Source organism: Janthinobacterium sp. SUN206, from assembly GCF_030587305.1.
Lineage (GTDB): Bacteria > Pseudomonadota > Gammaproteobacteria > Burkholderiales > Burkholderiaceae_D > Janthinobacterium > Janthinobacterium kumbetense.
This window is the reverse complement of the sequence record NZ_JAPWIB010000002.1, coordinates 326976-348588: the sequence shown is the minus strand read 5'-3', so window position 1 is coordinate 348588 and position 21613 is coordinate 326976. Positions and strand designations below refer to the sequence as shown.

At 63.4% G+C, this 21613-nt stretch carries 16 protein-coding genes and 1 tRNA gene; 11 read left to right on the top strand and 6 right to left on the bottom strand.

Translation table 11 applies throughout. The annotated features are described in order from the left end of the window. Nucleotides 1-23: 23 nt before the first annotated feature. The 3 genes from O3300_RS14410 to O3300_RS14400 all read right to left on the bottom strand — a co-directional run bounded on the left by O3300_RS14410 (nt 24) and on the right by O3300_RS14400 (nt 2060). Complete coding sequence (locus O3300_RS14410; protein WP_077402238.1) at nt 24-779, bottom strand: UDP-2,3-diacylglucosamine diphosphatase; 756 nt, start codon at nt 777-779, stop codon at nt 24-26. A gap of 86 nt (nt 780-865) precedes the next feature. Next, a complete protein-coding gene (locus tag O3300_RS14405; protein WP_070221314.1) occupies nt 866-1357 on the bottom strand; it encodes a peptidylprolyl isomerase in 492 nt (163 codons plus the stop codon). A gap of 73 nt (nt 1358-1430) precedes the next feature. Further along, nucleotides 1431-2060, bottom strand: a complete 630-nt coding sequence (locus O3300_RS14400) for a peptidylprolyl isomerase (RefSeq protein ID WP_099664682.1) — start codon at nt 2058-2060, stop codon at nt 1431-1433. Between the two features lie 279 nt (nt 2061-2339). Here O3300_RS14400 and cysS point away from each other — a divergent pair, with 279 nt between their 5' ends. The 11 genes from cysS (at nt 2340) to O3300_RS14345 (ending at nt 16516) form a co-directional block, all read left to right on the top strand. Beyond that, nucleotides 2340-3737 carry a cysteine--tRNA ligase gene (gene cysS, locus O3300_RS14395; protein WP_305053342.1) on the top strand — a complete coding sequence of 466 codons (1398 nt, stop codon included), beginning with the start codon at nt 2340-2342 and terminating at the stop codon, nt 3735-3737. Continuing rightward, nucleotides 3734-4447: a DNA-3-methyladenine glycosylase gene (locus O3300_RS14390; RefSeq protein ID WP_369811602.1), complete on the top strand. Its 714-nt coding sequence runs from the start codon at nt 3734-3736 to the stop codon at nt 4445-4447. Before cysS ends, O3300_RS14390 begins: the two co-directional genes overlap by 4 nt. 54 nt (nt 4448-4501) lie before the next feature. Continuing rightward, the gene (locus O3300_RS14385) at nt 4502-5476 is read left to right on the top strand and encodes an acetyl-CoA carboxylase carboxyltransferase subunit alpha (RefSeq protein ID WP_034756951.1); all 975 of its coding nucleotides are present in this window, start codon (nt 4502-4504) and stop codon (nt 5474-5476) included. A gap of 100 nt (nt 5477-5576) precedes the next feature. Then, the gene (gene tilS / locus O3300_RS14380; protein WP_305053341.1) at nt 5577-6995 is read left to right on the top strand and encodes a tRNA lysidine(34) synthetase TilS; all 1419 of its coding nucleotides are present in this window, start codon (nt 5577-5579) and stop codon (nt 6993-6995) included. Nucleotides 6996-7191: 196 nt separating this feature from the next. Beyond that, on the top strand, nt 7192-8439 hold the full coding sequence (locus O3300_RS14375; RefSeq protein WP_099664679.1) for an aspartate kinase: 1248 nt from the start codon (nt 7192-7194) through the stop codon (nt 8437-8439). A gap of 110 nt (nt 8440-8549) precedes the next feature. Continuing rightward, a tRNA-Ser gene (locus tag O3300_RS14370) sits at nt 8550-8642 on the top strand. 340 nt (nt 8643-8982) lie between these two features. Further along, nucleotides 8983-11028: a multicopper oxidase family protein gene (locus O3300_RS14365; protein ID WP_305053340.1), complete on the top strand. Its 2046-nt coding sequence runs from the start codon at nt 8983-8985 to the stop codon at nt 11026-11028. A 67-nt stretch (nt 11029-11095) separates the two neighbouring features. Continuing rightward, nucleotides 11096-12799, top strand: coding sequence for a tyrosinase family protein (locus tag O3300_RS14360; protein ID WP_305053339.1), 1704 nt, complete (start codon nt 11096-11098; stop codon nt 12797-12799). Further along, a complete protein-coding gene (locus tag O3300_RS14355) occupies nt 12796-13155 on the top strand; it encodes a hypothetical protein (protein ID WP_289906656.1) in 360 nt (119 codons plus the stop codon). The genes O3300_RS14360 and O3300_RS14355 overlap by 4 nt, the downstream gene beginning before the upstream one ends. A 47-nt stretch (nt 13156-13202) precedes the next feature. Further along, a complete protein-coding gene (locus tag O3300_RS14350) occupies nt 13203-15365 on the top strand; it encodes a LodA/GoxA family CTQ-dependent oxidase (protein WP_305053338.1) in 2163 nt (720 codons plus the stop codon). Continuing rightward, on the top strand, nt 15365-16516 hold the full coding sequence (locus O3300_RS14345) for an FAD-dependent oxidoreductase (protein WP_305053337.1): 1152 nt from the start codon (nt 15365-15367) through the stop codon (nt 16514-16516). Before O3300_RS14350 ends, O3300_RS14345 begins: the two co-directional genes overlap by 1 nt. On the opposite strand, the gene O3300_RS14340 is transcribed toward O3300_RS14345, so the two are convergent. From O3300_RS14340 to icmH, 3 genes are read right to left on the bottom strand one after another with little or no spacing between them, the layout of a single operon-like run. After that, on the bottom strand, nt 16513-16968 hold the full coding sequence (locus tag O3300_RS14340) for a hypothetical protein (protein ID WP_099664668.1): 456 nt from the start codon (nt 16966-16968) through the stop codon (nt 16513-16515). The genes O3300_RS14345 and O3300_RS14340 overlap by 4 nt on opposite strands. Before the next feature lie 41 nt (nt 16969-17009). Beyond that, nucleotides 17010-20831: a type VI secretion system Vgr family protein gene (tssI, locus tag O3300_RS14335; protein WP_305053336.1), complete on the bottom strand. Its 3822-nt coding sequence runs from the start codon at nt 20829-20831 to the stop codon at nt 17010-17012. Beyond that, the gene (gene icmH / locus O3300_RS14330; RefSeq protein WP_099664666.1) at nt 20831-21613 is read right to left on the bottom strand and encodes a type IVB secretion system protein IcmH/DotU; all 783 of its coding nucleotides are present in this window, start codon (nt 21611-21613) and stop codon (nt 20831-20833) included. Before icmH ends, tssI begins: the two co-directional genes overlap by 1 nt.

Genomic DNA, 21613 nt, shown 5'->3' with positions numbered 1-21613 from the left:
CCCGTGACGTGGTCGGCGCCAGCCTAGTCGATGATGTCGCCGTTCAAGTCATGGCGCGTGATGTTGCCGCGCGCATCGATGGCGATCCAGCCGCCGCGCGGCTGTTGTGGCGGCGTCACGTCGCATTCCCAGTCGGGCAAGACATAGCGCAAGGTTTCGTCAACTTTATGCAGGGCGGGGCGGTGCGTATGGCCGTGGATCATGACGGTGCTTGCGTGTTCGGCAAATACTTGTGCCACGGCATCGGGCGTGACATCCATGATGTCCATGGATTTTTCGCCATTGTGCTCGCGGCTGCTTTTGCGCAAGCCGTCGATGATCGCCTTGCGCTGCGCCAGCGGCATGGATAAAAACTGTTTTTGCCAGGCAGGCTGGCGCACCATGGCGCGAAACTCCATGTATTGGACGTCTTTCGTGCATTCGGCGTCGCCATGCAGCAAGACGATGCGCCGGCCGGCAAGCGTTGCCACGTGCGGTTCGCTGAGCAGGGTGGCGCCGGCGGCGGCGGCAAAGCCGGAGCCGACGAGAAAGTCGCGGTTGCCGGCGATCCAGTAGACGTGCACGCCCGCATCGCTGACGGCGCGGATGGCGGCCGTCATGCGCGCATTGAACGGGTCTTCCAGGTCATCGTCGCCGGCCCAGTATTCGAACAGGTCGCCTAATAGATACAGCGCTTGCGCATATTGCGCATGGTGTTCCAGGAAAGAAAGAAACGCCGCGCTGGTGCGCGGGTGCGAGCTCTGCAGATGCAGGTCGGAAATAAAGAGTGCGGCAGGCATTGTCATCGTTCAACGCTCCCAAAAAGTGATGTACATGGAGAGGCGCAAACGCTGCAATGCCTGTTAGTCATGGTGCAGTGGCCGAATTAAACTGCTTCGACTTTTTCGATGATGACATCGGTGACTGGCACATCGGCGAACATGCCGGCGCGCGAGGTTTTCACGGCGCGGATGGCGTCGACGACTTCCTTGCCGTCGGTGACTTTACCGAACACGGCGTAGCCCCAGCCGTCCTGGCCCGGGTAGTCGAGGAAGCTGTTGTTCTTGATGTTGATGAAGAACTGGGCCGATGCCGAGTGCGGGTCCGACGTGCGGGCCATGGCCAGGGTGTAGGTATCGTTTTTCAGGCCGTTCTTGGCTTCGTTTTCCACGGTGGTGTCGGCTGGCTTTTGTTTCATGCCTGGCTCGAAACCGCCGCCCTGGATCATGAAGCCGTCGATGACGCGGTGGAAAATCGTGTTGTCGTAGTGGCCGGCTTGCATGTAGGCCAGGAAGTTGGCAACCGTTTTCGGCGCTTTTTCGGCGTCCAGTTCAGCGGTGATCTTGCCCAGATTGGTGGTGATGATGACGGAGGTCATGATGATCCTTAATAAATTGGATGAATAATTGATTCAGCGGCGCCAGGCAGGCGGGCACCGCAAAAACGCTATTTTACAGTTTTGCGGGCGCTGTCTTGAGTAAAGTCGCCGATTCGATCACCACGGGGGTGACGGGCACGTTCTGGTGCGGCCCCTTGTCCGCCACGGGTACGGCCTTGATCTTGTCGACCACGTCCATGCCGCTGACGACTTTGCCGAACACCGTGTAGCCGAAACCGTCGCGGCCAGGGTAGTCGAGCGGGCCGTTGTCGTTGACGTTGATAAAGAATTGCGCGGTGGCCGAATGCGGGTCGCCCGTGCGCGCCATGGCGATGCTGTAGGTCACGTTCTGCAAGCCGTTTTGCGCTTCGTTCTTGATCGGCGCTTTCGTCGGTTTCTGCTTCATGTTCTTGTCGAAGCCGCCGCCCTGTATCATGAAGCCATCGATGACGCGGTGAAATACGGTGCCCTTGTAGTAACCGCTGTTGACGTACTGCAGGAAATTGGCCACGCTTTTCGGTGCTTTTTCCTGGTCCAGTTCCAGCACGATCTCGCCCATGCTGGTTTTCAGGGCCACGTGCGGCGTTGGGTCGACGGCGGTCGCCGGAGCGGCTGCCACGACGGCACTGCCCAGGGTCAGGCCGGCAAACAGGGTGCAAAAGCGGGCCAGGAAAGACAGGCGTTTCGATTTGATTTCTTGCATGAAGGCGTCCTTGATCGTTATTTTTCTTTAAACTTGCTTTAATTGTAAAGAAGTGAAAATTCGGTTGAACATCGTAAAAACCTGATTCATATCGGGCCAGTATGGTTTTTATCAATGTTATACTTGACCGCTAACGCCCTAATTCTAACAAACAAGAACAACAATATAGCGGGTCGTACAGTCTTCGGCGCACACGGCAGTTCTGTGGCGCGGCACCCCCGGTGTCCGCGCCTGTCTGTCGTTTTGCCAGGCTGGCGACCGCTCCACTTGCAAAGCACGATGAGCAATCTAAAGATTTACAACACCCTGGCTCGCGAGAAGCAGGTATTCGTCCCGATGGAAGCGGGCAAGGTTCGCATGTACGTGTGCGGCATGACCATCTACGATTATTGCCATATCGGCCATGCGCGCATGATGATGGCGTTCGACGTCATTTACCGCTGGCTGAAGGCGTCCGGCTTCGACGTCACCTATGTGCGCAACATTACGGACATCGACGACAAGATCATCCGCCGCGCCGTGGAAAACGGCGAGACGATTTCCCAGCTGACGACGCGTTTCACCCAGTACATGGATGAAGACACGGCCGCGCTGGGCATCCTGACGCCCGACCACACGCCGCGCGCCACGGAATACGTGCCGCAGATGCTGCGCCTGATCGAACAGCTGGAAGCCAAAGATTTGGCTTACCAGGGCGCGGATGGCGATGTGAACTATGCCGTGCGCAATTTCCCCCACTACGGCAAGCTGTCGGGCAAGTCGCTCGACGACCTGCGCGCGGGCGAGCGTGTCGACGTCAACACGGGCAAGCGCGATCCGCTCGACTTCGTGCTGTGGAAGTCGTCGAAAGAGTCGGAGCCGGAAGAAGTCAAATGGGATTCGAAGTGGGGCAAGGGCCGCCCGGGCTGGCATATCGAGTGCTCGGCCATGTCGTGCGCCTTGCTCGGTGAACAATTCGACATCCATGGCGGCGGCGCGGACTTGCAATTCCCGCACCACGAAAACGAGATCGCCCAATCCGAAGGCGCGTTCGGCCATACCAGCGTCAATTACTGGATACATAACGGTTTCGTGCGGCTGGACAATGAAAAAATGTCCAAATCGCTGGGCAACTTCTTCACCATTCGCGAAGTGCTGCAAAAGTTCGATGCCGAAGTGATCCGCTTCTTCATCCTGCGCGCGCACTACCGCAGCCCCCTGAATTACTCGGACGTGCACCTCGATGACGCGCGCCTGTCCTTGACCCGGTTGTACACGGCGCTGGCCGACGTGGTGGTGGAAGAGGGCGCCATCGACTGGAGCGAAGCCCATGCCGTGCGCGTGCGCGAAGCGATGGATGACGATTTCAACACGCCGCTGGCCGTGGCCGCCCTGTTCGACCTGGCAACGGAAGTCAACAAGAGCAAGTCGCCCGCCCTGGCCCGTCAATTGAAGGGTCTGGCAAGCGTGTTCGGCCTGCTCGAGCGCACGCCGCAACAATTCCTGCAAGCAACCGTCGGCGCCGCTGACGGTGGCCAGGATGAGGCGGCCGGCATCGAAGCGGCCATCGCGGCGCGCAGCGCGGCGAAAAAGGCGCGCGACTTTGCCCAGTCCGACAAGATCCGCGCCGAATTGTTGGCTGCCGGCATCATTCTTGAAGACAAGCCTGACGGCTCGACCAACTGGCGCCGCGCATGATGCCAACGTCCAGGGAAAACGGGGAAGCCCCGGTGGCGGCGCAGGTGATCCAGGTGCCGCATTACTGGGAAGAGGCGAAGATCGAGCTGATGAAGCGCGACCGCATCATGAAAAAGCTTATCCCGCAATTTGGCGACCTGCACCTGGTCGGCCATAGCGACCCGTTTACCACCCTGGCCCGTTCGCTGGTGGGGCAGCAGATCACGCCCAAGGCGGCGGATGCTGCCTGGAAAAAGCTGCTGCTGGCTTGCCCGAAATGCACGCCTTCGCAAGTATTGAAGGCAGGCGCCGAGCAGTTGTCCGCCTGCGGTTTGTCCAAACGCAAGACCGAATACATTCTCGACCTGGCCGACCATTTCAAGGCCAAGCGCGTGCACGCGAGTCAGTGGGACCAGATGGATGACGAAGCCGTCATCGCCGAACTGGTGCAGATCCGCGGCATCGGCCGCTGGACAGCCGAGATGTTTCTGATATTTAATCTGCTCCGGCCGAATGTCTTGCCGCTCGACGACCCCGGTTTGATCCAGGGCATCAGCGTCAATTATTTCTCCGGCGAACCAGTTTCCCGCAGCGATGCGCGCGAAGTTTCCGCCAATTGGGAACCGTGGCGCACCGTGGCGACGTGGTATTTGTGGCGCAGTCTCGACCCTGCAGCCGCCCCTGCCGCATCCGATACAGCCCCCGGCGCACCAGCCGGTACGGTAAAATAAACATAGATGACGCCGCGCGCCCTGGCGCCGTGGCCGGTAAAACCTGGAGGTACAATGACTAAAACGACTTTCCTCAATTTTGAACAGCCGATCGCGGAACTCGATTCCAAGATCGAAGAGTTGCGCTTCGTGCAAGACGATTCGGCCGTCGACATCTCGGAAGAGATCGACCGCCTGGCCAAGAAGAGCCAGCAACTGACCAAGGATATCTACGCCAAGCTGACCCCTTGGCAAGTGGCGCAGATCGCGCGCCACCCGCAGCGCCCCTACACCATGGATTACGTGAATGAAATCTTTACCGATTTCCACGAATTGCATGGCGACCGCAGCTACGCGGACGACCTGTCCGTCGTCGGCGGCCTGGCCCGCTTCAACGGCCAGCCGTGCATGGTCATCGGCCATCAAAAGGGCCGCGACACGAAAGAGCGCGCCATGCGCAATTTCGGCATGCCGAAGCCGGAAGGCTACCGCAAGGCCATGCGCCTGATGAAAGTGGCTGAAAAGTTCAACTTGCCTATCTTTACCTTCGTCGACACGCCAGGCGCCTTCCCCGGCATCGATGCGGAAGAGCGCGGCCAGTCGGAAGCGATCGGTCACAACCTGTACGTGATGGCGGAACTCAAGGTGCCGCTGATCGCCACCATCATCGGTGAAGGCGGTTCCGGCGGCGCGCTGGCCATCGCCGTGGGCGATGCCGTGCTGATGCTGCAATACTCGACCTATGCCGTGATCTCGCCGGAAGGCTGCGCCTCGATCCTGTGGAAGAGCGCCGAGCGCGCCTCCGACGCGGCCGAAGCGCTGGGTCTGACGGCGCACCGCCTGAAAGCCATGGGCCTGATCGACAAGATCATCAACGAACCGCTGGGCGGCGCCCACCGCGATCCGAAACAGATGGCGACCTTGCTGAAACGCGCACTGGCCGACACCCTGCGCCAGTTCCACGGCATGAAAACCAAGGACTTGCTGGCCGCGCGCCATGAAAAACTGCTGAGCTACGGCAAGTTCAAGGAAACCACGCCGAGCGAGTAAACCATCGCCGGCGCAGGCCGGCAGCAAGAACACCAGGGACAGGCAGCCAAGCGATATCACTCGTTTGGCCACCTGTCCCTCTTTGCATTCCAGGAGTCTTATGAAAAAGCAACAAAACGCCACCGTCGCCGACATCTTCGCCAGCGCGCTGGCAACTTGCGGACCGCAAGCCGGCGAAGCGGTCGGCATCGCCCTCAGCGGCGGCCTCGATTCCTCGGCCCTGCTGCACCTGGCGCATGCCTGGGCGCAAGAGCACGGCGTGGCCCTGCACGCGTTCCACGTGCACCATGGCCTCAGCCCGAACGCGGATGCGTGGTTGGCGCACTGCGCGCAGTTGTGCGCCGGCATGGGCATCGCCTTCGAGGCACGCAAGGTCACGCTGGAAAAGAATGCGAAGACGGGCACGGAAGAGGCGGCCCGAAAGCGCCGTTACGCGGCCCTGGGCGAGCTGTGCGCCGCGCACGGCGTGCGCCTGCTGCTGACGGCGCACCACCAGGATGACCAGGCTGAAACGGTGCTGCTGCAATTGCTGCGCGGCTCCGGCACGGCGGGCTTGTCCGGCATGGATGGCGCCAACAGCGCGCCCGAGCTGCTGGGCAACCCGGACTTGGTGATGGCGCGTCCGCTGCTGCCCGTGTCGCGCCGGCAACTGGAGGCGTACGTGGCGAAACATGCGATCGCGCACATCCACGACGAATCGAACGACGATCCCCGCTTCGCCCGCAATGCATTGCGGCACCAGGTGATGCCCGTGCTGGCGCAGGCGTTTCCCGGTTTCCAGGAGCGCTTCGCCCGCAGCGCCCAGCACGCGCAATCGGCGCAGCGCCTGTTGACGGAACTGGCGACGCAGGATTTGGCGAACTGTCTCGATGGCGAGTGCATCGAACTGGCGAAATTGCGCGCGCTGAGCGTGGACCGCTGCTACAACCTGCTGCGCCACTGGTTCGGCACGCGCGGCTTGCGCATGCCGTCGACGGCGTGGCTGGCGGAAATGCTGGCGCAGCTGCTGGAGGCGCGGCCCGATGCGCAATTGCTGGTCACGCATCCCGAATGCCACGTGCGGCGCCACCGCGACCGTCTGTACCTGACGCCGAAGCTCGATGACCTGGCCGGCATGCGCGAGCGTGACGACGCGGGCATTCCCGGCCTGGAAAAAGCCAGCCAGGAGTTTGCATGGAAAGGCGAGGCCAGCCTGGCCTTTCCCGCGTATGGCGGCGTGCTGCATTTCGATGCGGTGGACGAGGGCGGGCAGGGCATCGATATTGCCTGGTTGCAATCTCAAACCTTGACGATCGATTTCCGCCAGGGTGGCGAGCGCCTGAAGCTGGCCTTGAACCGTCCCACCAAGAGCTTGAAATACCATTACCAGGCGTTTGACGTGCCCGCCTGGGAGCGCGAACGCCTGCCCCTTGTCTGTGCGGCGCAACAATTGTTGTTCGCGGCGGGGATCGGCCTCGATTGCCATTGTCTGAGTCTGCTGGACCGTCCCCGCGTGGCCTTGCGCTGGGTCTCCTGCTGAGCGTAAGGGCAGCCGCCACGGCCACTCCCGGGGTGGCTGCCAAGCGGCTGCTCAAGCCAGCTGGACTGCATGGATTGGTTATTTCCATATACGCAATCGGTATGAGCTAATGCGCTTTTTAGCTTGTTATTTTGCATTGCGGCATGTAGAGTAAAGCCCTCCTTTTTTATTCTTCTTGAGCGGAAACTTCACTCTTATGGCTTTAATCGTCCACAAATATGGCGGTACGTCGATGGGCTCGACTGACCGTATCAAGAATGTCGCCAAGCGCGTTGCCAAGTGGCACGACGCCGGGCATCAAATCGTGGTGGTGCCATCCGCCATGTCGGGCGAAACCAACCGCCTGATTGGACTGGCCAAGGAAATCATGGATCAACCCGATCCCCGTGAACTTGACATGATCGCCTCGACAGGCGAACAAGTGTCCGTCGGCCTATTGTCGATGGCACTGCTGGCGATCGGCAAACAAGCCGTATCCTATGCTGGCTGGCAAGTCGCGATCAAGACCGATTCCGCCTTTACCAAGGCACGCATCCAGTCGATCGATGACGAAAAAGTCAAACGCGACCTCGATGCAGGCAAGATTGTCATCATTACCGGTTTCCAGGGCGTCGACGAACACGACAACATCGCGACCCTGGGCCGCGGCGGTTCGGACACCTCGGCCGTGGCGATCGCCGCCGCCATGCAGGCGGCCGAATGCCTGATCTTCACGGACGTCGACGGCGTCTACACGACCGACCCGCGCGTGGTCTCCGAGGCGCGCCGCCTGAAGACCATCACCTTTGAAGAAATGCTGGAACTGGCTTCGCTGGGTTCCAAAGTGCTGCAGACGCGCTCGGTGGAATTTGCCGGCAACTACCGCGTTCCCACGCGCGTGCTGTCGTCGCTGACCGACCCGATGTTGCCGCTGGAAATAGAAGCCAATTCAGGCACCCTGATTTCGTTTGAGGAAGATACAAACATGGAACAAGCAGTCATCTCCGGCATCGCCTTCAACCGCGATGAAGCCAAAATCACCGTGCTCGGCGTGCCCGACCGCCCAGGCGTGGCGTACCACATCCTGGGACCGGTGGCGGACGCGAACATCGAAGTCGACATGATCATACAGAATCAGTCGGTAGACGGTAAAACGGACTTCACCTTCACCGTCTCGCGCGGCGAATACACGCGCGCGCTGGCCGTGCTGGAAGCGAACCGCGAATCGCTGGGCGCGGCCAGCATCACGGGCGACGCGAAAGTGTCGAAACTGTCCGTCGTCGGCGTGGGCATGCGCAGCCATGTCGGCGTCGCATCGCAAATGTTCCGCACCTTGTCGGAAGAGGGCATCAACATCATGATGATCTCCACTTCCGAGATCAAGATCTCCGTGCTGATCGATGAAAAGTACATGGAACTGGCCGTGCGCGCGCTGCATAAAGCGTTCGAGCTGGAAAAAGCTTAAATATCCAAAAATATTGCCCCACGCCCTTGACCAAAGGGGGGGCAATCGATATTATGACGTTCGTCGCTGCAGCGCAGTTAGCTACAGAGACATAGTTGAGTAATCAGCTAGGAGACGTGGCCGAGTGGCCGAAGGCACATCCCTGCTAAGGATGCATACGGCTTATACCTGTATCGTGGGTTCGAATCCCACCGTCTCCGCCAGAATCAAATAAAAAAGCCTCCCCTGCGGGAGGCTTTTTTATTTGTCTGGACGGAACTGTGGGATTCGGAGAGGGCGGGGCCGTGCCGGCCCAGCCCTCTCCGAATGGCCCAACCACCGCGCTCCGCGCGGGCCGTTGGCCGCGCAGCGGCCAACGCCGTCCCCCCATCTCAGGCTCCAGCAGCCAGCTCGCCCGTCGGCCCCAGTTACCTCAGCAATAAATACAACAAGTGACTTAGTGTGAGTATTGACTCTTTGTCATTATGGATAATGGCAATGTTATTAATAAAAATACGCATGCCCCGCCATGCTTCCATTGTCCAGTCCAATCGAGGAGTTGTCATGTCCCACCGCCTTCCCCGCAGGTATGTGTCGCTGTGCCTGGCCGCCATGCCGTTCGCTTGCAGTGCCGCCTTCGCCGCGGAAAGCACGGTCAATCTGAATGTCGACCTGAACCTGCAGTCCGTGCCCAAACTCGAGCTGCGCCTGCTGCAGGAGCCGCCGAAGCTGAAGGCGCGCGCCAGGCCCGCCACGCGCGCGGCGAGCAAGCGCGACGAGTACGAGAAAGCGTACGACCTGTACATCCGCTATGCCAACGGCAGCATCTATAACCCGACCACGGCCAAGCATGACAAGGTGCGCCTGCGCTCCTACCAGCAGACGGACGGCCTGGCGCTCGATGGACGCGACGAGAATGCGGCCACCTTCATGGCGCCCACCGTGGTGATGGCGCCGGGGCAAACCGTGCGCTTCAAGCTGCATAACCAGTTGCCGGCGCTGCCGGACGAGCAGTGCGCGACGAGCGATATCAATGCAGCGCGTCCCATTGGCTGCTTCAACGATACCAATCTGCACTCGCATGGTCTGTGGGTCTCGCCCTCGGGCAATAGCGACAACGTGTTGATATCGATCAAGCCTGGCGTGGATTTCGAGTACGAATACAATATTCCCATCGACCATCCGGCCGGCACGTTCTGGTATCACCCGCACCAGCATGGCGCGACGGCGATGCAGGTCGCCAGCGGCATGGCCGGCGCGCTGGTGGTCGAAGGCGACCGTTATCCGAGCGCCACGGCGAATGGCGACCTCGATGTGATACTGAAGCCATTCCAGCCCGACGACGGCAGCGGCAGCGCCGGCGAGGTGATGCTGCTGCAGCAAATTCCCTATGACTGCCCCAGCAACAGCCTGACGCCGACGACGCCGTGCGCCACGGACGGGGTAGGCGTGCTGGAGGATTTCGGTCAGGTCAACGATCCGAATGCCTGGCTGAAGTCGGGCCGCTATACCTCCGTCAACGGCAAGGTGCAGCCGGTGCTGAAGATGAAGACGCAGCGCCTGTACCGCTGGCGCATGATCGACACGGGTTTCCAGGCAACCGTGGTGCTGCGCATCCGCCGCGCGAACGATCCGCAAAAGCTGTTCAAGGCGCTCAGCGTGGCCAACCAGGACAAGGACGTGATGGAGCTATGCGATGGCGAGGACGTCACGCAGTTCGAGGTGGCCAGCGACGGCTTGACGCACGACAGGATCATCCCCAAGACCTTGAACTACCTGCAGCCGGGCTACCGCAGCGATATCCTGTTCTCGCTGCCGAAAGCCGGCGCCTATTGCGTATATGCGGAAACCAACGTCAACAACATGACGACGATGCATGACGTCAACAACACGCGCCTGATCGGCGTGATCGCCGCCAAGACCAACACCAAGGCATCCGCACGCGTCAGGTCGGGCGAGTCGCCGCGCGATTTCCTGCTGGCCGAGTTGCGCAATGCCGTCCAGAGCCTGCCCGGCGCCCAGTTGCCCGATAGCGTCAAGAGCACGATCCTTGGCGACCTGGAGAATGGTCTCAAGCTCGGCAAGTTCGTCCCGCATGCGGGCTTCAGCGCGGCGGCAAAGGACGCGATGCGCGGCAAGAAGAAGGAGTATGTGACCTTCAATATCGCCAAGTTGGGCGGCAAGGCCCGCTTCATGGTGGAAGGCAAGCCGGAAGACTCGCCGATACCCGAGCTGAAGTATGTCTATGACCCGCACCGCGTCGACCACATGCTGGTGCTGGGCACCGAGCAGATATGGGAGCTCGCTTCGAAGAATGGCAGCCACCCCTTCCATATCCACGTCAACCCCTTCCAGATCATCGGCATTAGCCGCACCGACGGCGGCGCGGTCGATGCGCAATACAAGGACCTGATCGGCACGTGGAAAGACACCTTGCTGGTGATCGAAAAGCACAAGATCGAGATCGCCACGCGTTACCAGCGCTACATCGGCGAATACGTGCTGCATTGCCACATCCTCGAACATGAAGACCAGGGCATGATGCAAAACGTCAAGGTGGTACTGCCGGATGGCAAGGGCGGCGGCGACGCGGGCGGACACGGACACTGACCGTTCCTGGCGGCAGCGCGTCCGGCGCGCGTCCGCCTTTCCCAACCTGTCTTTGGAGCAACTGCCCATGTTACGCATGAAAACTTCCATCCTTCCCCTCCTGGCCGGCTTGCTGTGCGCGGGTGTCTGCACCGCGGTACAGGCGCAGGCTGGCGTATCTTGCCGCCCGGAATTGCAGGCCCAGGCGGAGCCGGGTGGCGCGCGCGTCGTGCGCTACCGCAAGAATATCGATGAACTGACCCCGGCCGAGCTCGACGCCTTCAAGCATGCGGTGAGCGAGATGAAACGCAAGAGCCAGGAAAACGTGTATGACCGGCGCGGCTTCCTGTGGCAAGCCTGGGTGCATAACTGCACCTCCGTCGACGTCTTCAATGACCGCCAGGCGGCCTTGCCCGGCGACAGGCTGAAGCAGTTGCTGGGCGATCCGACGCGCAACAGCTGCGACATTGCTTATTTCATCGACAAGGTGGCGACCGAGGACAATGCCCACGAGGAATTCCCGGGCGAGTGCGAGCACCAGAAGAACACCTTTTTGCAATGGCACCGGGCGCAGCTGTACTTTTATGAGCAAGCCCTGCAGGCGGCCGACCCGAACGGCGAACGGGGGCCCAGCACGCGCAACGTTGCGCTGCCGTACTGGAACTTCACCCGCAAGCCTTCCGGCGTGCGCTATCCGAAAGCCTTCGAGGATGTCGATTCGCCGCTGTACGATGCCACGCGCAAGAGGGAGGGGCTCGACAGCTCGCTGGCCACGGCTTCCCCCAATTTGCTGGCCTACCAGATCTACTACATGGATTGGGCCGATTTTGGCGGCGACGAATACGGCAGCCTGGGCGGTGGCAACCTGGAGACGAAGATCCACAATCACATGCACGCCACCTACATGGGCGGCAATATGGGCGACAACGTCACGGCCGGCCTCGATCCGTTGTTCTATGCCTTCCATAATTTCCTCGATTACAGTTTCGAGAAGTGGCTGGACGAGCATGGCGACGCCGGCATACGCGGCAGCGGGCGCACGGCGTTCATGCGCAGCGAACAGGACGCCAGCTTGCCACGGCCCATCGGCTGGAGCGCCGGCAGCGGCGATGCCCAGCGCAGCGATTCGGGCGACTATACGGCCAACATGGGCCAGGCGGTGCTGTACTTCGACACCCTCCGGCAAGGCTATGGCTTCCAGCCGCGCTATGGTGGCGAGTTTGCCGGCAAGAAGGATATCCAGGCCTTGATCGACCGGCACCAGCAGGCGGGGTTTGTATTCGGCGACAACCAGAAAAGCCTGTTCGCCGCCTTGCTCAGCGACGATGCGGCCGATGGCGCGGTCGCTAGGCCCGACCTCACCGTCACCGGCGCCTACACGATCCCGGCGCGGCGGGTGGCCGGCGACAAGCGGGCGAACATGGTGCTGGACCGCGCGCATGCGGACGAGGACTACAGTTTTCAGGCCGATATCTACCTGTATCCCGCCAAGGTGACTGCGCGCATCGGCGACAAGGCGTTCCGCGACCGCTACCTGGTCACCAGCACCAGCCACTGGGCCTTGTCCGGCGCCCACCAGCATGATAAATATGTCATCGAAACGGATATCACCGGCATCGTCGACAGCCTGGTTCCCAAGAAGCGCAGGCAGGCCTGGCGCATCACGGCGGCCATCACCACGAATGACAAGGGCCGCGGCCTGATACGGCAAGGCGATTTTTCCACGCCCGTGATCCAGGTCGTCGACCGCCGCAAACCTGCCGAAGCCACGTATGAGGAGAGCAAGCCATGAGCGAACGGACCAGCTTCAAGCGCGATGTGCAGGGCCTGTTTTCCCGCTACGTGGCCGACATGAACAAGATCAAGCTGTCGAACCCCGAGTCGACGGGCGTGCAGCGGCTGTACCTGAATGACTATGCGAGCGTGAAGGCGTTTGCCTGGCAAATCCAGGTGGCCATCCACGGTTACGACTATGACAGCCGCAACGCAAAATGGCGGGTGGATGCCGGGCACCGCCTGCGCGCGCCGGGAGGGCGGGAAGGCGAGTATGTCATGTCCGCGCCGCACCCGATGCCGCCCGACGGCCCGATGCCGCAGGAAGGCATCGATATCTTCGACCAGTGGGTCAGGGACGGCATGCAGCCGTGACTCTCAGGCCAACCGGCACAGACACCCTTGATGATCAGGAGTTCAGCATGGCATACACAGGTTTGAGAATTCACCCGGCCATCGGCATCGCCCGCGTCGGCAACAGCGAAGAATACTATCTGGGCCCGGAAAGCCTGGCCGGCATGCCGCTCGATGGCCAGGATGGCACGGGAGGCTTGCCGATCCGGCCCGGCACGGAAGACACGACCATCGCCAGCACCGAGTTGCGCGACGCCGGCGGAAAGCTCAAGCGGCAGGCGGCCCGCTTCCGGATTTACCAATATGCGTTCGAGGCGGCGGACGGCGTGGAAAGCTACCCGCTGGGCCGGCGGGGCGCGGCGGCCGAAGTGGCCATCGGCAGCATGGTCGATGGCAAGATCGTCAAGGACATCGTCTGGACTGTGCACCTGGCCAACAAGAAAGCCAATAGCTGGGAGGGTGGGGACGGCGTGGCGCCGTTTGAAAACCAGCGCGCGCCAGCCCTGCGCAATCCGGCCTTCGGCACGCCGGCCGACCCGCTGCGCCTGAAGCTGCTGGTCATCGATCCCGGACCGCGCAGCGTGCAGGCTTCGCGCCAGGGCGTGCAGCAGTTCGACACATCGACGCCGCCGTCGTGCGCGGATGCGGCCAGCGGCGCCGTGCGCAGCCTGCCCGACTATCCCGTGTCGTTCCCGCGCGGCGGGCAGCCTGGCGCGCCGGCGCAGGGCCCTGGCGCCATCATCGCGTCGCTGGGCGCCATCACGACGGAAAAGAATGGACGATTGCTGGTGCTGGGCGGCTATGGCAAGGCCTGCGGCTTCGACGCGCAAGGCAATTATTCGGCCGCCGCCGTCCTGCACGACAATGTCAACAACGACAACTGGTTCGATGACGTGGCCGATGGCCCCGTCACGGCCATGCTGCTTTTTGCCGACGGCACGGCGCGCAGCGTCGAGGGCAGCGCCTGGGTGATCTCGAGCGACCCGTCGTACGCGCCGCAAACGGCGAACGTCGTATCGCTGTGGGACGACCTGTATTGCACCTGGCTGGAAAAGATGGCGCTGCGGCCGGCCGTCCATGCGGACGGCAGCTACCAGGCGGGCTACCGGAGCAATTTCAGCACCGATGTCCAGCCCATCCTGCGCGCGGCGTCGCTGCAGCGCTGGACGACCAGCTTGCCGGCCAGGGCGATCAAGGAGCACGACTTGCTGGGCAAGATGAAGGCGGAAGGCCTGACCTACCCGATCATGAATTTCATCCGCCATCCTGACCAGACGGGGGCGCCGTCGCTGAAGCCGCAAATGCCGCTGTCGCTGGGCGATGCGGGCAGCAGCCTGCTGACCCTGACCCGGGCCCAGTATTTTTTCATGGACCAGTGGGCGCATGGCCAGTATGTGGCCGACAGCGGTGATTTCCTGCTGGGCGCGGGCGAAGCGCTCGACCGTACGGTCCTGTTCAACTGCCTGGGCGGCCGCTACAGCCCCGGCATCGAGATGGGTTTTATCGTACGCGACCCCGGCCTGTACCGGCAGGCGTGGCGGCGCCATGATGCCGGCGGCCCGTTCCGCCTCAATGCCCAGCATCTCGATTACGCGGCCGCCGTCAGGGACCAGCCTTTCCTCGGCGCCGGCTACATGCCGCTGCGCGGCGGCGAGGTGCAGCCCGGCGACGTGTCGAAGTTCATGGCCTTGCCGTGGCATACCGATTACAACTCGTGCGCCACGCATTTGCCCGATCCGAATCCCGGCGGCACGGTACTGAATAACCAGCAGGCGATCGATGCGGCCACGGCGCTCAATGGCAATGGCTACAATACCTTGCTGTATTCCTCCTGGCCGGCGCAGCGGCCCGTGGCCGTGTACACGTATGACGACGTCGTCGCCAATGGCGGCGAATTGGCGACGCCGCGCTATTCCGTGCGCGGCAAGGGCACGCGGGCCGGTGGGGTGCCGTCGACCACCCCGGAAAATGCGGAAATCGACCGGCCCGCCATGCATGTGGGCCGCTACCAGGACCGCGCGCAGTTCCTGCTGAACTGGCACCGCATCGGCGTGGTCGTGCAAAGCACGGCGATTGCGCGCAAGGCGGGCGAAAAGGCCATCTGCAAGGATTACTACCTGGAAGTCGAAAGCCTGTTCGACAGCGATGAAAGCAACCTGGTCGAGTATTGGCGTAACACGGCCATCGACAAGGTGTACCGGCCGAAGCCGCAGCCGAAACCGAAGCCCTGATGGCGGCGGTTGCAGACAGTCCCGGCGCGGCAGGGCCGTCGCGGCAGCGCTACCGGGTCGCCATCATCGGCGGCGGCCCGGCGGGCTGCGCCTGCGCGCTGGCGCTGGCGCAGCATGGCGTGCACGACGTGCTCGTGATCGAGGCGGGCGACTACGCTCAATTTCGCATCGGCGAAAGCATTCCGCCCGAAGCCAACCGCCTATTCCACGCGCTGGGCATTGCGCAGGATTTTTTCGCCGAGGCGCACGCGCCTTGCCATGGCAGCTGTTCCTGGTGGGGTAGCGACAAGCGCGGCTACAACGACGCGCTGCTGCATCCGCTGGGCCATGGCTGGCACCTGGAGCGATCCCGTTTCAATGGCTTCCTGGCGCGCCAGGCGCGCTTGCGCGGGGCGGAAGTGCTGCTGCGCGCCAGCCTGGCCGCGTCGGCCCCGGCGCAAGGCGGCGGTTTTACCCTGGAATTGGTGCTGGGCGATCCGGCGCACCCGCGACCGGCCAGCATCCATGCCGATGTGGTGGTCGACGCCAGCGGCACGCGCGCCGTCTTCGCGCGCCAGCGCGGCAGCCGCAAGGTCGAAACGCTGCCGCTGGTCTGCCTGGCCATGCGCTTCGCCGCGCCCGATGGCCCCCGTTCCGGCCTGACGCACCTGGAAGCGGTTGAACATGGCTGGTGGTATGGCGCCCATCTGCCCGACGCCACCATGCTGCTGGCGTTCTACAGCGACGCGGCCACCGTCAAGGCGCGGCGCCTGCAGCATGCCGCGCACTGGCTGGAAGGGCTGGCGGCCGCGCCCAATACGGCTGCGCTGGCCCGCAGCGCGGTGCCGCTGGCAGGCGGCGTGCAGAGTTTTCCTGCGCCGTCCTACTGCCTCGAGCAACTGTATGGCGACGGCTGGCTGGCCATCGGCGACGCCGCCTCGGCCTACGATCCCGTCACCTCGCAAGGCATCGTCAAGGCGCTGGCCAACGGCATGGCGGCCGCTGGCGCCATCGCCGGCCACGCCACCCTGGACGCGGTGGCGCAGACGGTGGCGCAGCGCTACGCCGATTACCTGGCGCAGCGCCAGCAGTACTACGGCTGGGAGCAGCGCTGGCCCGCCGCGCCGTTCTGGCGCCAGCTGCATGCGGGTGCGGGTGCTCTAGCGGATTAACGGCGCTGCGCTTCGCGTTCGAGCGTATCCCTGCCGATGATCTTCAGGCTGGCGCCGCCCTTGAAGGGCAGCGCTTCCTCGCTGCCCGCCGTCTGGATGCCGGCCGAGACGCCGATTTCTGCCGTCACGTCGACGAATTCCGTACGGAACATGCGCAGCTCGGTGTGCTTGATGACGCTTTGCAGCGCAATCGACTGACCCGGCGCGATGGGGGTGAAGGCGCGCTTGAGCGCGTGATTGGCCAGGCCCGTCTTCAATACCTGGCTTTGTTCGCTCGCGTTGTCGATCAGGCGCATATTGGGCCCCCGCGCTTGCATGTACTGGAGCGGATAGCCGACTTCCCCATTGCCGATATTCTTGATGACCACCTCGATGCGCATGTCGCTGCCCGTGAAAATGCAGGCTGGATTATCGATGCAGTGGGCGCTGATGGAGAGGATGTCGTTCGGCATGGCGTTTCCTGGGAGTTGTAGGGACACTGCGAGCAGTGCGATTAGGAGCCGTTCAGGATGATATCGCATTTGATCTGCCGTCCTATTTTCGTCCGTAGCAAGTCCTGCACTTCGATGGCGATCTGCCAGGCATGCCGGTCACGGATGACGATGGAGCCGGCCGAGTTCATGATGTTGGCAGCGGCCGGTTCCGGTTCCTCATCGTCCGAGAGCGAAGGCACGGGCGCATCCCAGCTGCCGTCCGGCTTCTTGTATTTGACGGTCTCGTCGTCTCCTTCCACATACGAGTATTCATCCGGCAAGCCATAGCAGTGACCGAATTCATGGGCGTGTGTCTGACCATCGGTCGAGGCGGACACGTCGATGATGGTACCCGTCACGCTTTCGCGGTCGTAGCGTTTGTGGATCTGCATGACGTAATGCTCGTTGCTCTCCACATAAACGACGCGGTAGATGATGGGCAGGGTGCGCGTGCCGCATTCCGGATCGCTGATTTTCATCTGGAATTTATTGTTCCAGTGGCTTTCCAGCCCCGTGGTGGCGATGCCCTTGACGTACTTGATGACGGCGGCGCGCTGCTTGGCCCGCGTGGCGGCCTGCGGGGTGCCCTTCTCGCGCTCTTCCAGCGCCTGGTCGGCCGGCTCGAGCACCGTGATCACCTTGACGCGCAATTCGGCGATGATGCCGGTATTCGACTTGACGGGCACGTAGATCTTGTAGCGCACGGTGTCGAAATAGTTATGCGGCGCGCCAGTGGCGCCGAAGGTGTTGTTGTAGCGCGGCACGCTGGAGACGCTAATCTCCTTTTCATAGTCGGCGATCCAGCAGGCGGGGCGCTTGATCAGCACTTCCTTGCGCTGCTTGTTGTCGACGGGGCTGGTGCTGGACGTGCCCGTTGCCTTGAATTTCGGTTCGGGGTTGGGCGGCGCCTTGGCCGTCGTGCCGGGCGCGGGCGACTTGGCGCGCGTGTCCGGCCTGGGCGCAGGAGCCGGGTCAGGGCTGTTCTCCGTCTCGGGCAACTGGCCCGGCGACTTGAGCAGTTCGATCACCAGCGCCTCGACGGCGGCAGCGGCCACGATGTGGGTCAGGCCCCTGGCGTCCGTCATGCCCGTTTCGATACTGCCGTCGGCGCGCTTGACGCGATACGGCTGGCGCGCCATCAGTTCGCCCGTGTCGCGGTCTTTCAGCACGAAGCCTTCGTCGAACAGTTTCAAGCGGCTGTCCGGCAACGGCGGCAGGCCGGCCGCGGCGCTGGCGCCGCCATTGAAGACATGCTGCCCGCCCTTGACCGTAAAATGGCCGGGGCAGCGGAAGGTGATGTCGCCGCCTTCGAGCGTGATCGAGGATTGTCCCGCCTGCAGGACGATTTTCTGGTTGGCCTTGATGTCGATGCTGTCGCTCACGGAGATCACCGTGACGGCTTGATCGGCGAGGATTTCCAGCTGGTCGGTATGTGCTTCGAGCGAGACGGGGCCGTTACCAGCGACGGCCTTGATGCCGCCTTCCTGGCTGAACAGCGTGGCCGCGTTGGCCGCCACCGAGGCGACCGTCTGGCCGGCCGTCATGTGCAGGTCGGCCTGCGCCGTCCAGTGCAGCTGCTGGCCCGCGAACAGCACGGTCGACGCGGGCGTGGCCCAGTTGATGCTGCTGGGCGACTCCATCAGCACGAGCGGCTGGGCGTAGCGTTCCACGGGCTGCGCCGTATCGGGCGCGCGCGTGCCGCTGCCCGCCTTGCTGGCTTCCTGGCCGCCGACGCTGGCCTGGTACTTGCCATCCTGCTGCGGGTCGATCTGCTTCGCCATGTCCAGCTGCGCCTGGTTCGCATCCTTGCTGACGATGGCTTTTTGCTGGCTTGCCGACGTCGCCACCGCCTTGCTCAGTTCACAGGCGCCGCGCAGCAGGGCCAGCGCCTCCTTGGTGTCGAGCTGGCTCGACGCCACGCCGGCGCCCTGGCGCGCGCGCGCCGTAGTCGAGAGCAGCACGCCTTCGCCGGCGCGCAACATGGCCCAGGCATCGGTGCGCAACTCAAAGCCGCTGCCGCGGTAGCTGCCCCGTTGCGCCGAAATGGCGCCTTGCTGCACCAGGTAACCCAGATTGAGCTCGGTGGCGGCGCTGCTCGACGCAAGCCGGGTGCGCAGCTGGCCCTGGGTATCGTCCAGCACCCACTGGTTGTAGCCGGCGCCATCGAAATTGTGGCTGTGCATGCCCGACAGGACGCCCGCGTGGTTGACGCCAGAATCCTCTCCGGCCGCATACGGCGGCGTGTCGCTGCCCGTGTAGAGCTGGGCGACGACCAGCGGGCGGTCCATGTCGCCTTCGATGAAGTCGACCAGCACTTCGGTGCCGAGGCGCGGCGTGAATTGCGAGCCCCAGTTCGGGCCGGCCAGCGCTTCGGCCACGCGCACCCAGGCGCCGGACGCCTCGTTGCCGGGCGCGTTGCCCTGCTGGTCGGTGTTGTGCGCCAGGCCGCCGGGATTGGCGGCGCTGCCGCGCTGCCAGGCAAACTGGATGCGCACCTGGTGGTCGCGGCCCGTGGTGGCCACGCTGTCGGCCAGGCCCACCACCAGCGCCGTCTGCGGACCCAGCGCCACGGCCGGTGCACGCGCGGCCGTGGCGCGCGGCACGATGGCCACGCTGGCGCGCACGCAGCCGAAGCGGTTGCGGTAGGTGCCCGGCTCGATCTGGCCGGCGATCCAGTCGGCCACGCCGCCCAGGCCGGCCGTCCTGGCCAGCTTCGACAGCATGTCGCCCAGGCTGGCGCCGGCCGGTCCCGTATTGTTGCGCGCCTGGTGCTCGGCCCACAGCACGGTGAAGGCGTTGGCGCCATCGGCATGCTGTTCGTGCTGCAGCAGGCGCATGGCGTGGCCGGCGGCCAGGCGGCGCACGGCGCCGGCGCCGTCGAACTGCTTGTTGTCCAGCTCCAGGGCTTGCAGCATGCGCTCGCTGTGCGGCCCGGCCGCCGCGCGGTCGGCGTGCAGGCGCTCGCCGGCACCGTCATACACGGCCAGCTGCGGCAATTGCCCGGCCTCCAGGCTGGAGACTTGCTCGGCGGCGGGCGCCGTCACCTGCGCCGGGTCCCAGCTGCTGATGCTGACGGCGTTCGACTGCACCTGGCGGCGCGCGCCGAAGCGGTCGATGGCGTCGTCCGTATCGGTGGCGCGCACGCCGTGAAAGCGCATGTCGGCGCCGCCCGGCGTCTGCGGCGCGGTGGCCTTGCTGTCGAAGATCACCAGTTTGTGCCTGGCCTGCGCCTGGCCATCGCCGCTGTCCTGCGCGCCGCCGGGCTGGTCGTGCTCGAAGCGCCAGCTCAGGCCTTCGGCAGCGAGCAGGCGCGCGAAGAAATCGAAGTCGCTTTCGCGGTACTGGGTACAGATGGCGCGCGTGGCCAGCGCCTGGCTGACGTCGAATGCGAAGCGCAGCTGCGGGTAGTCGGCCAGCAGCTCGGTGACGATGTCGCGCGCATTCTTGTCCTGGAAAATGTAACTGTCGCGGCGCAGCTGCAGCAGGGCCAGGGCCGGCTCGAGGCGCAGCCGGTAGCGCGCCACGCCGCCGTCGGCGCCCAGCCAGGCGCAATCGGTGCAGATGCCGTGCCAGGCGCGCTGGCTGCCGTCGGGCTGCAGCAGGCACAGCGTCATTTCCTCGCCGATGAAGGAGGCCAGGTCCAGGCTGGCCGCGGTGCTCAGGGCGTCGACCTCGAAGCGGAACAGTTCATTGACGGCCTCGCGGCCTTCGAACTGTTCCGCCATCAGCGATTCCGGCTGCCCGGATTGCTGGGCCGTGGCCAGGCTGATGAGCCGTGCATGCTGGCTCAGGCCCGTGCCGAACTGGCCCGTTGCCGCGGGGGTTTGTTGTGCGTCGCCCATCACGGCAGGGTAATGCTCAGGTTAGCCACGCGCGGCGCCAGCTTGACGATGTCGTTATAGGCATTGATCTGCGCTTGCGTCTGTTTGGCCAGCATGGTGCGCAGCCCCAGGTAGCCCAGTGCGCAGATCAGGGCGAACACCGAGCACAGCACCCATGGCGGCACGTTGTTGCGCAGTTTGTGGATGATCTGGTCGGGCCGCTCCGCATGCGGGGCGAAGCCGGTTTTCTTTCCCTTCATCTGGGCGATTTCGTCGCCCAGGCGCGCCGTCAGGTAATTGAGTTTTTCCGGGCCTTCGAGGATGTAGCGGCCCTGGAAACCCAGCAGCAGGCACATGTGGAAGACCTCGAGCGCCTGCAGGTGCGCGCTGCCGCGCGCGCGCAGCGCTTCGAGACGGATGAAGAAGTTTTCGCCGGCCAGCTGGTCGCCGAACAGCACCAGCTGCAACGGCCGCCGCGCCCATTCGTCGCGGATGCTGTAGGGCGAACGCAGGATGATTTCATCGACGGCCGCGCAGAACGCATATTTGGCGGCGTCGATGTCGTCCGCCGACGCACCCTGTTTTTTCGCGCCGCGGCTGAACTCATCGAGGAAGTGCGTCATCTTGCTGATGAAATCGGCATTGTCTTGCGGTCCGCTGCCGTTCTTCAGCATGAACAGGGCGTAAAAACCGTCGTACATCAAGTCCATCAAGGTGTGTTCGGTGCCGGGACCGGCAGCCATGCTGGCGGCATAGGCGGCCTGGCTGCCGGACATCAGGGAAGGGGGAGCGCTGGAGTGCAT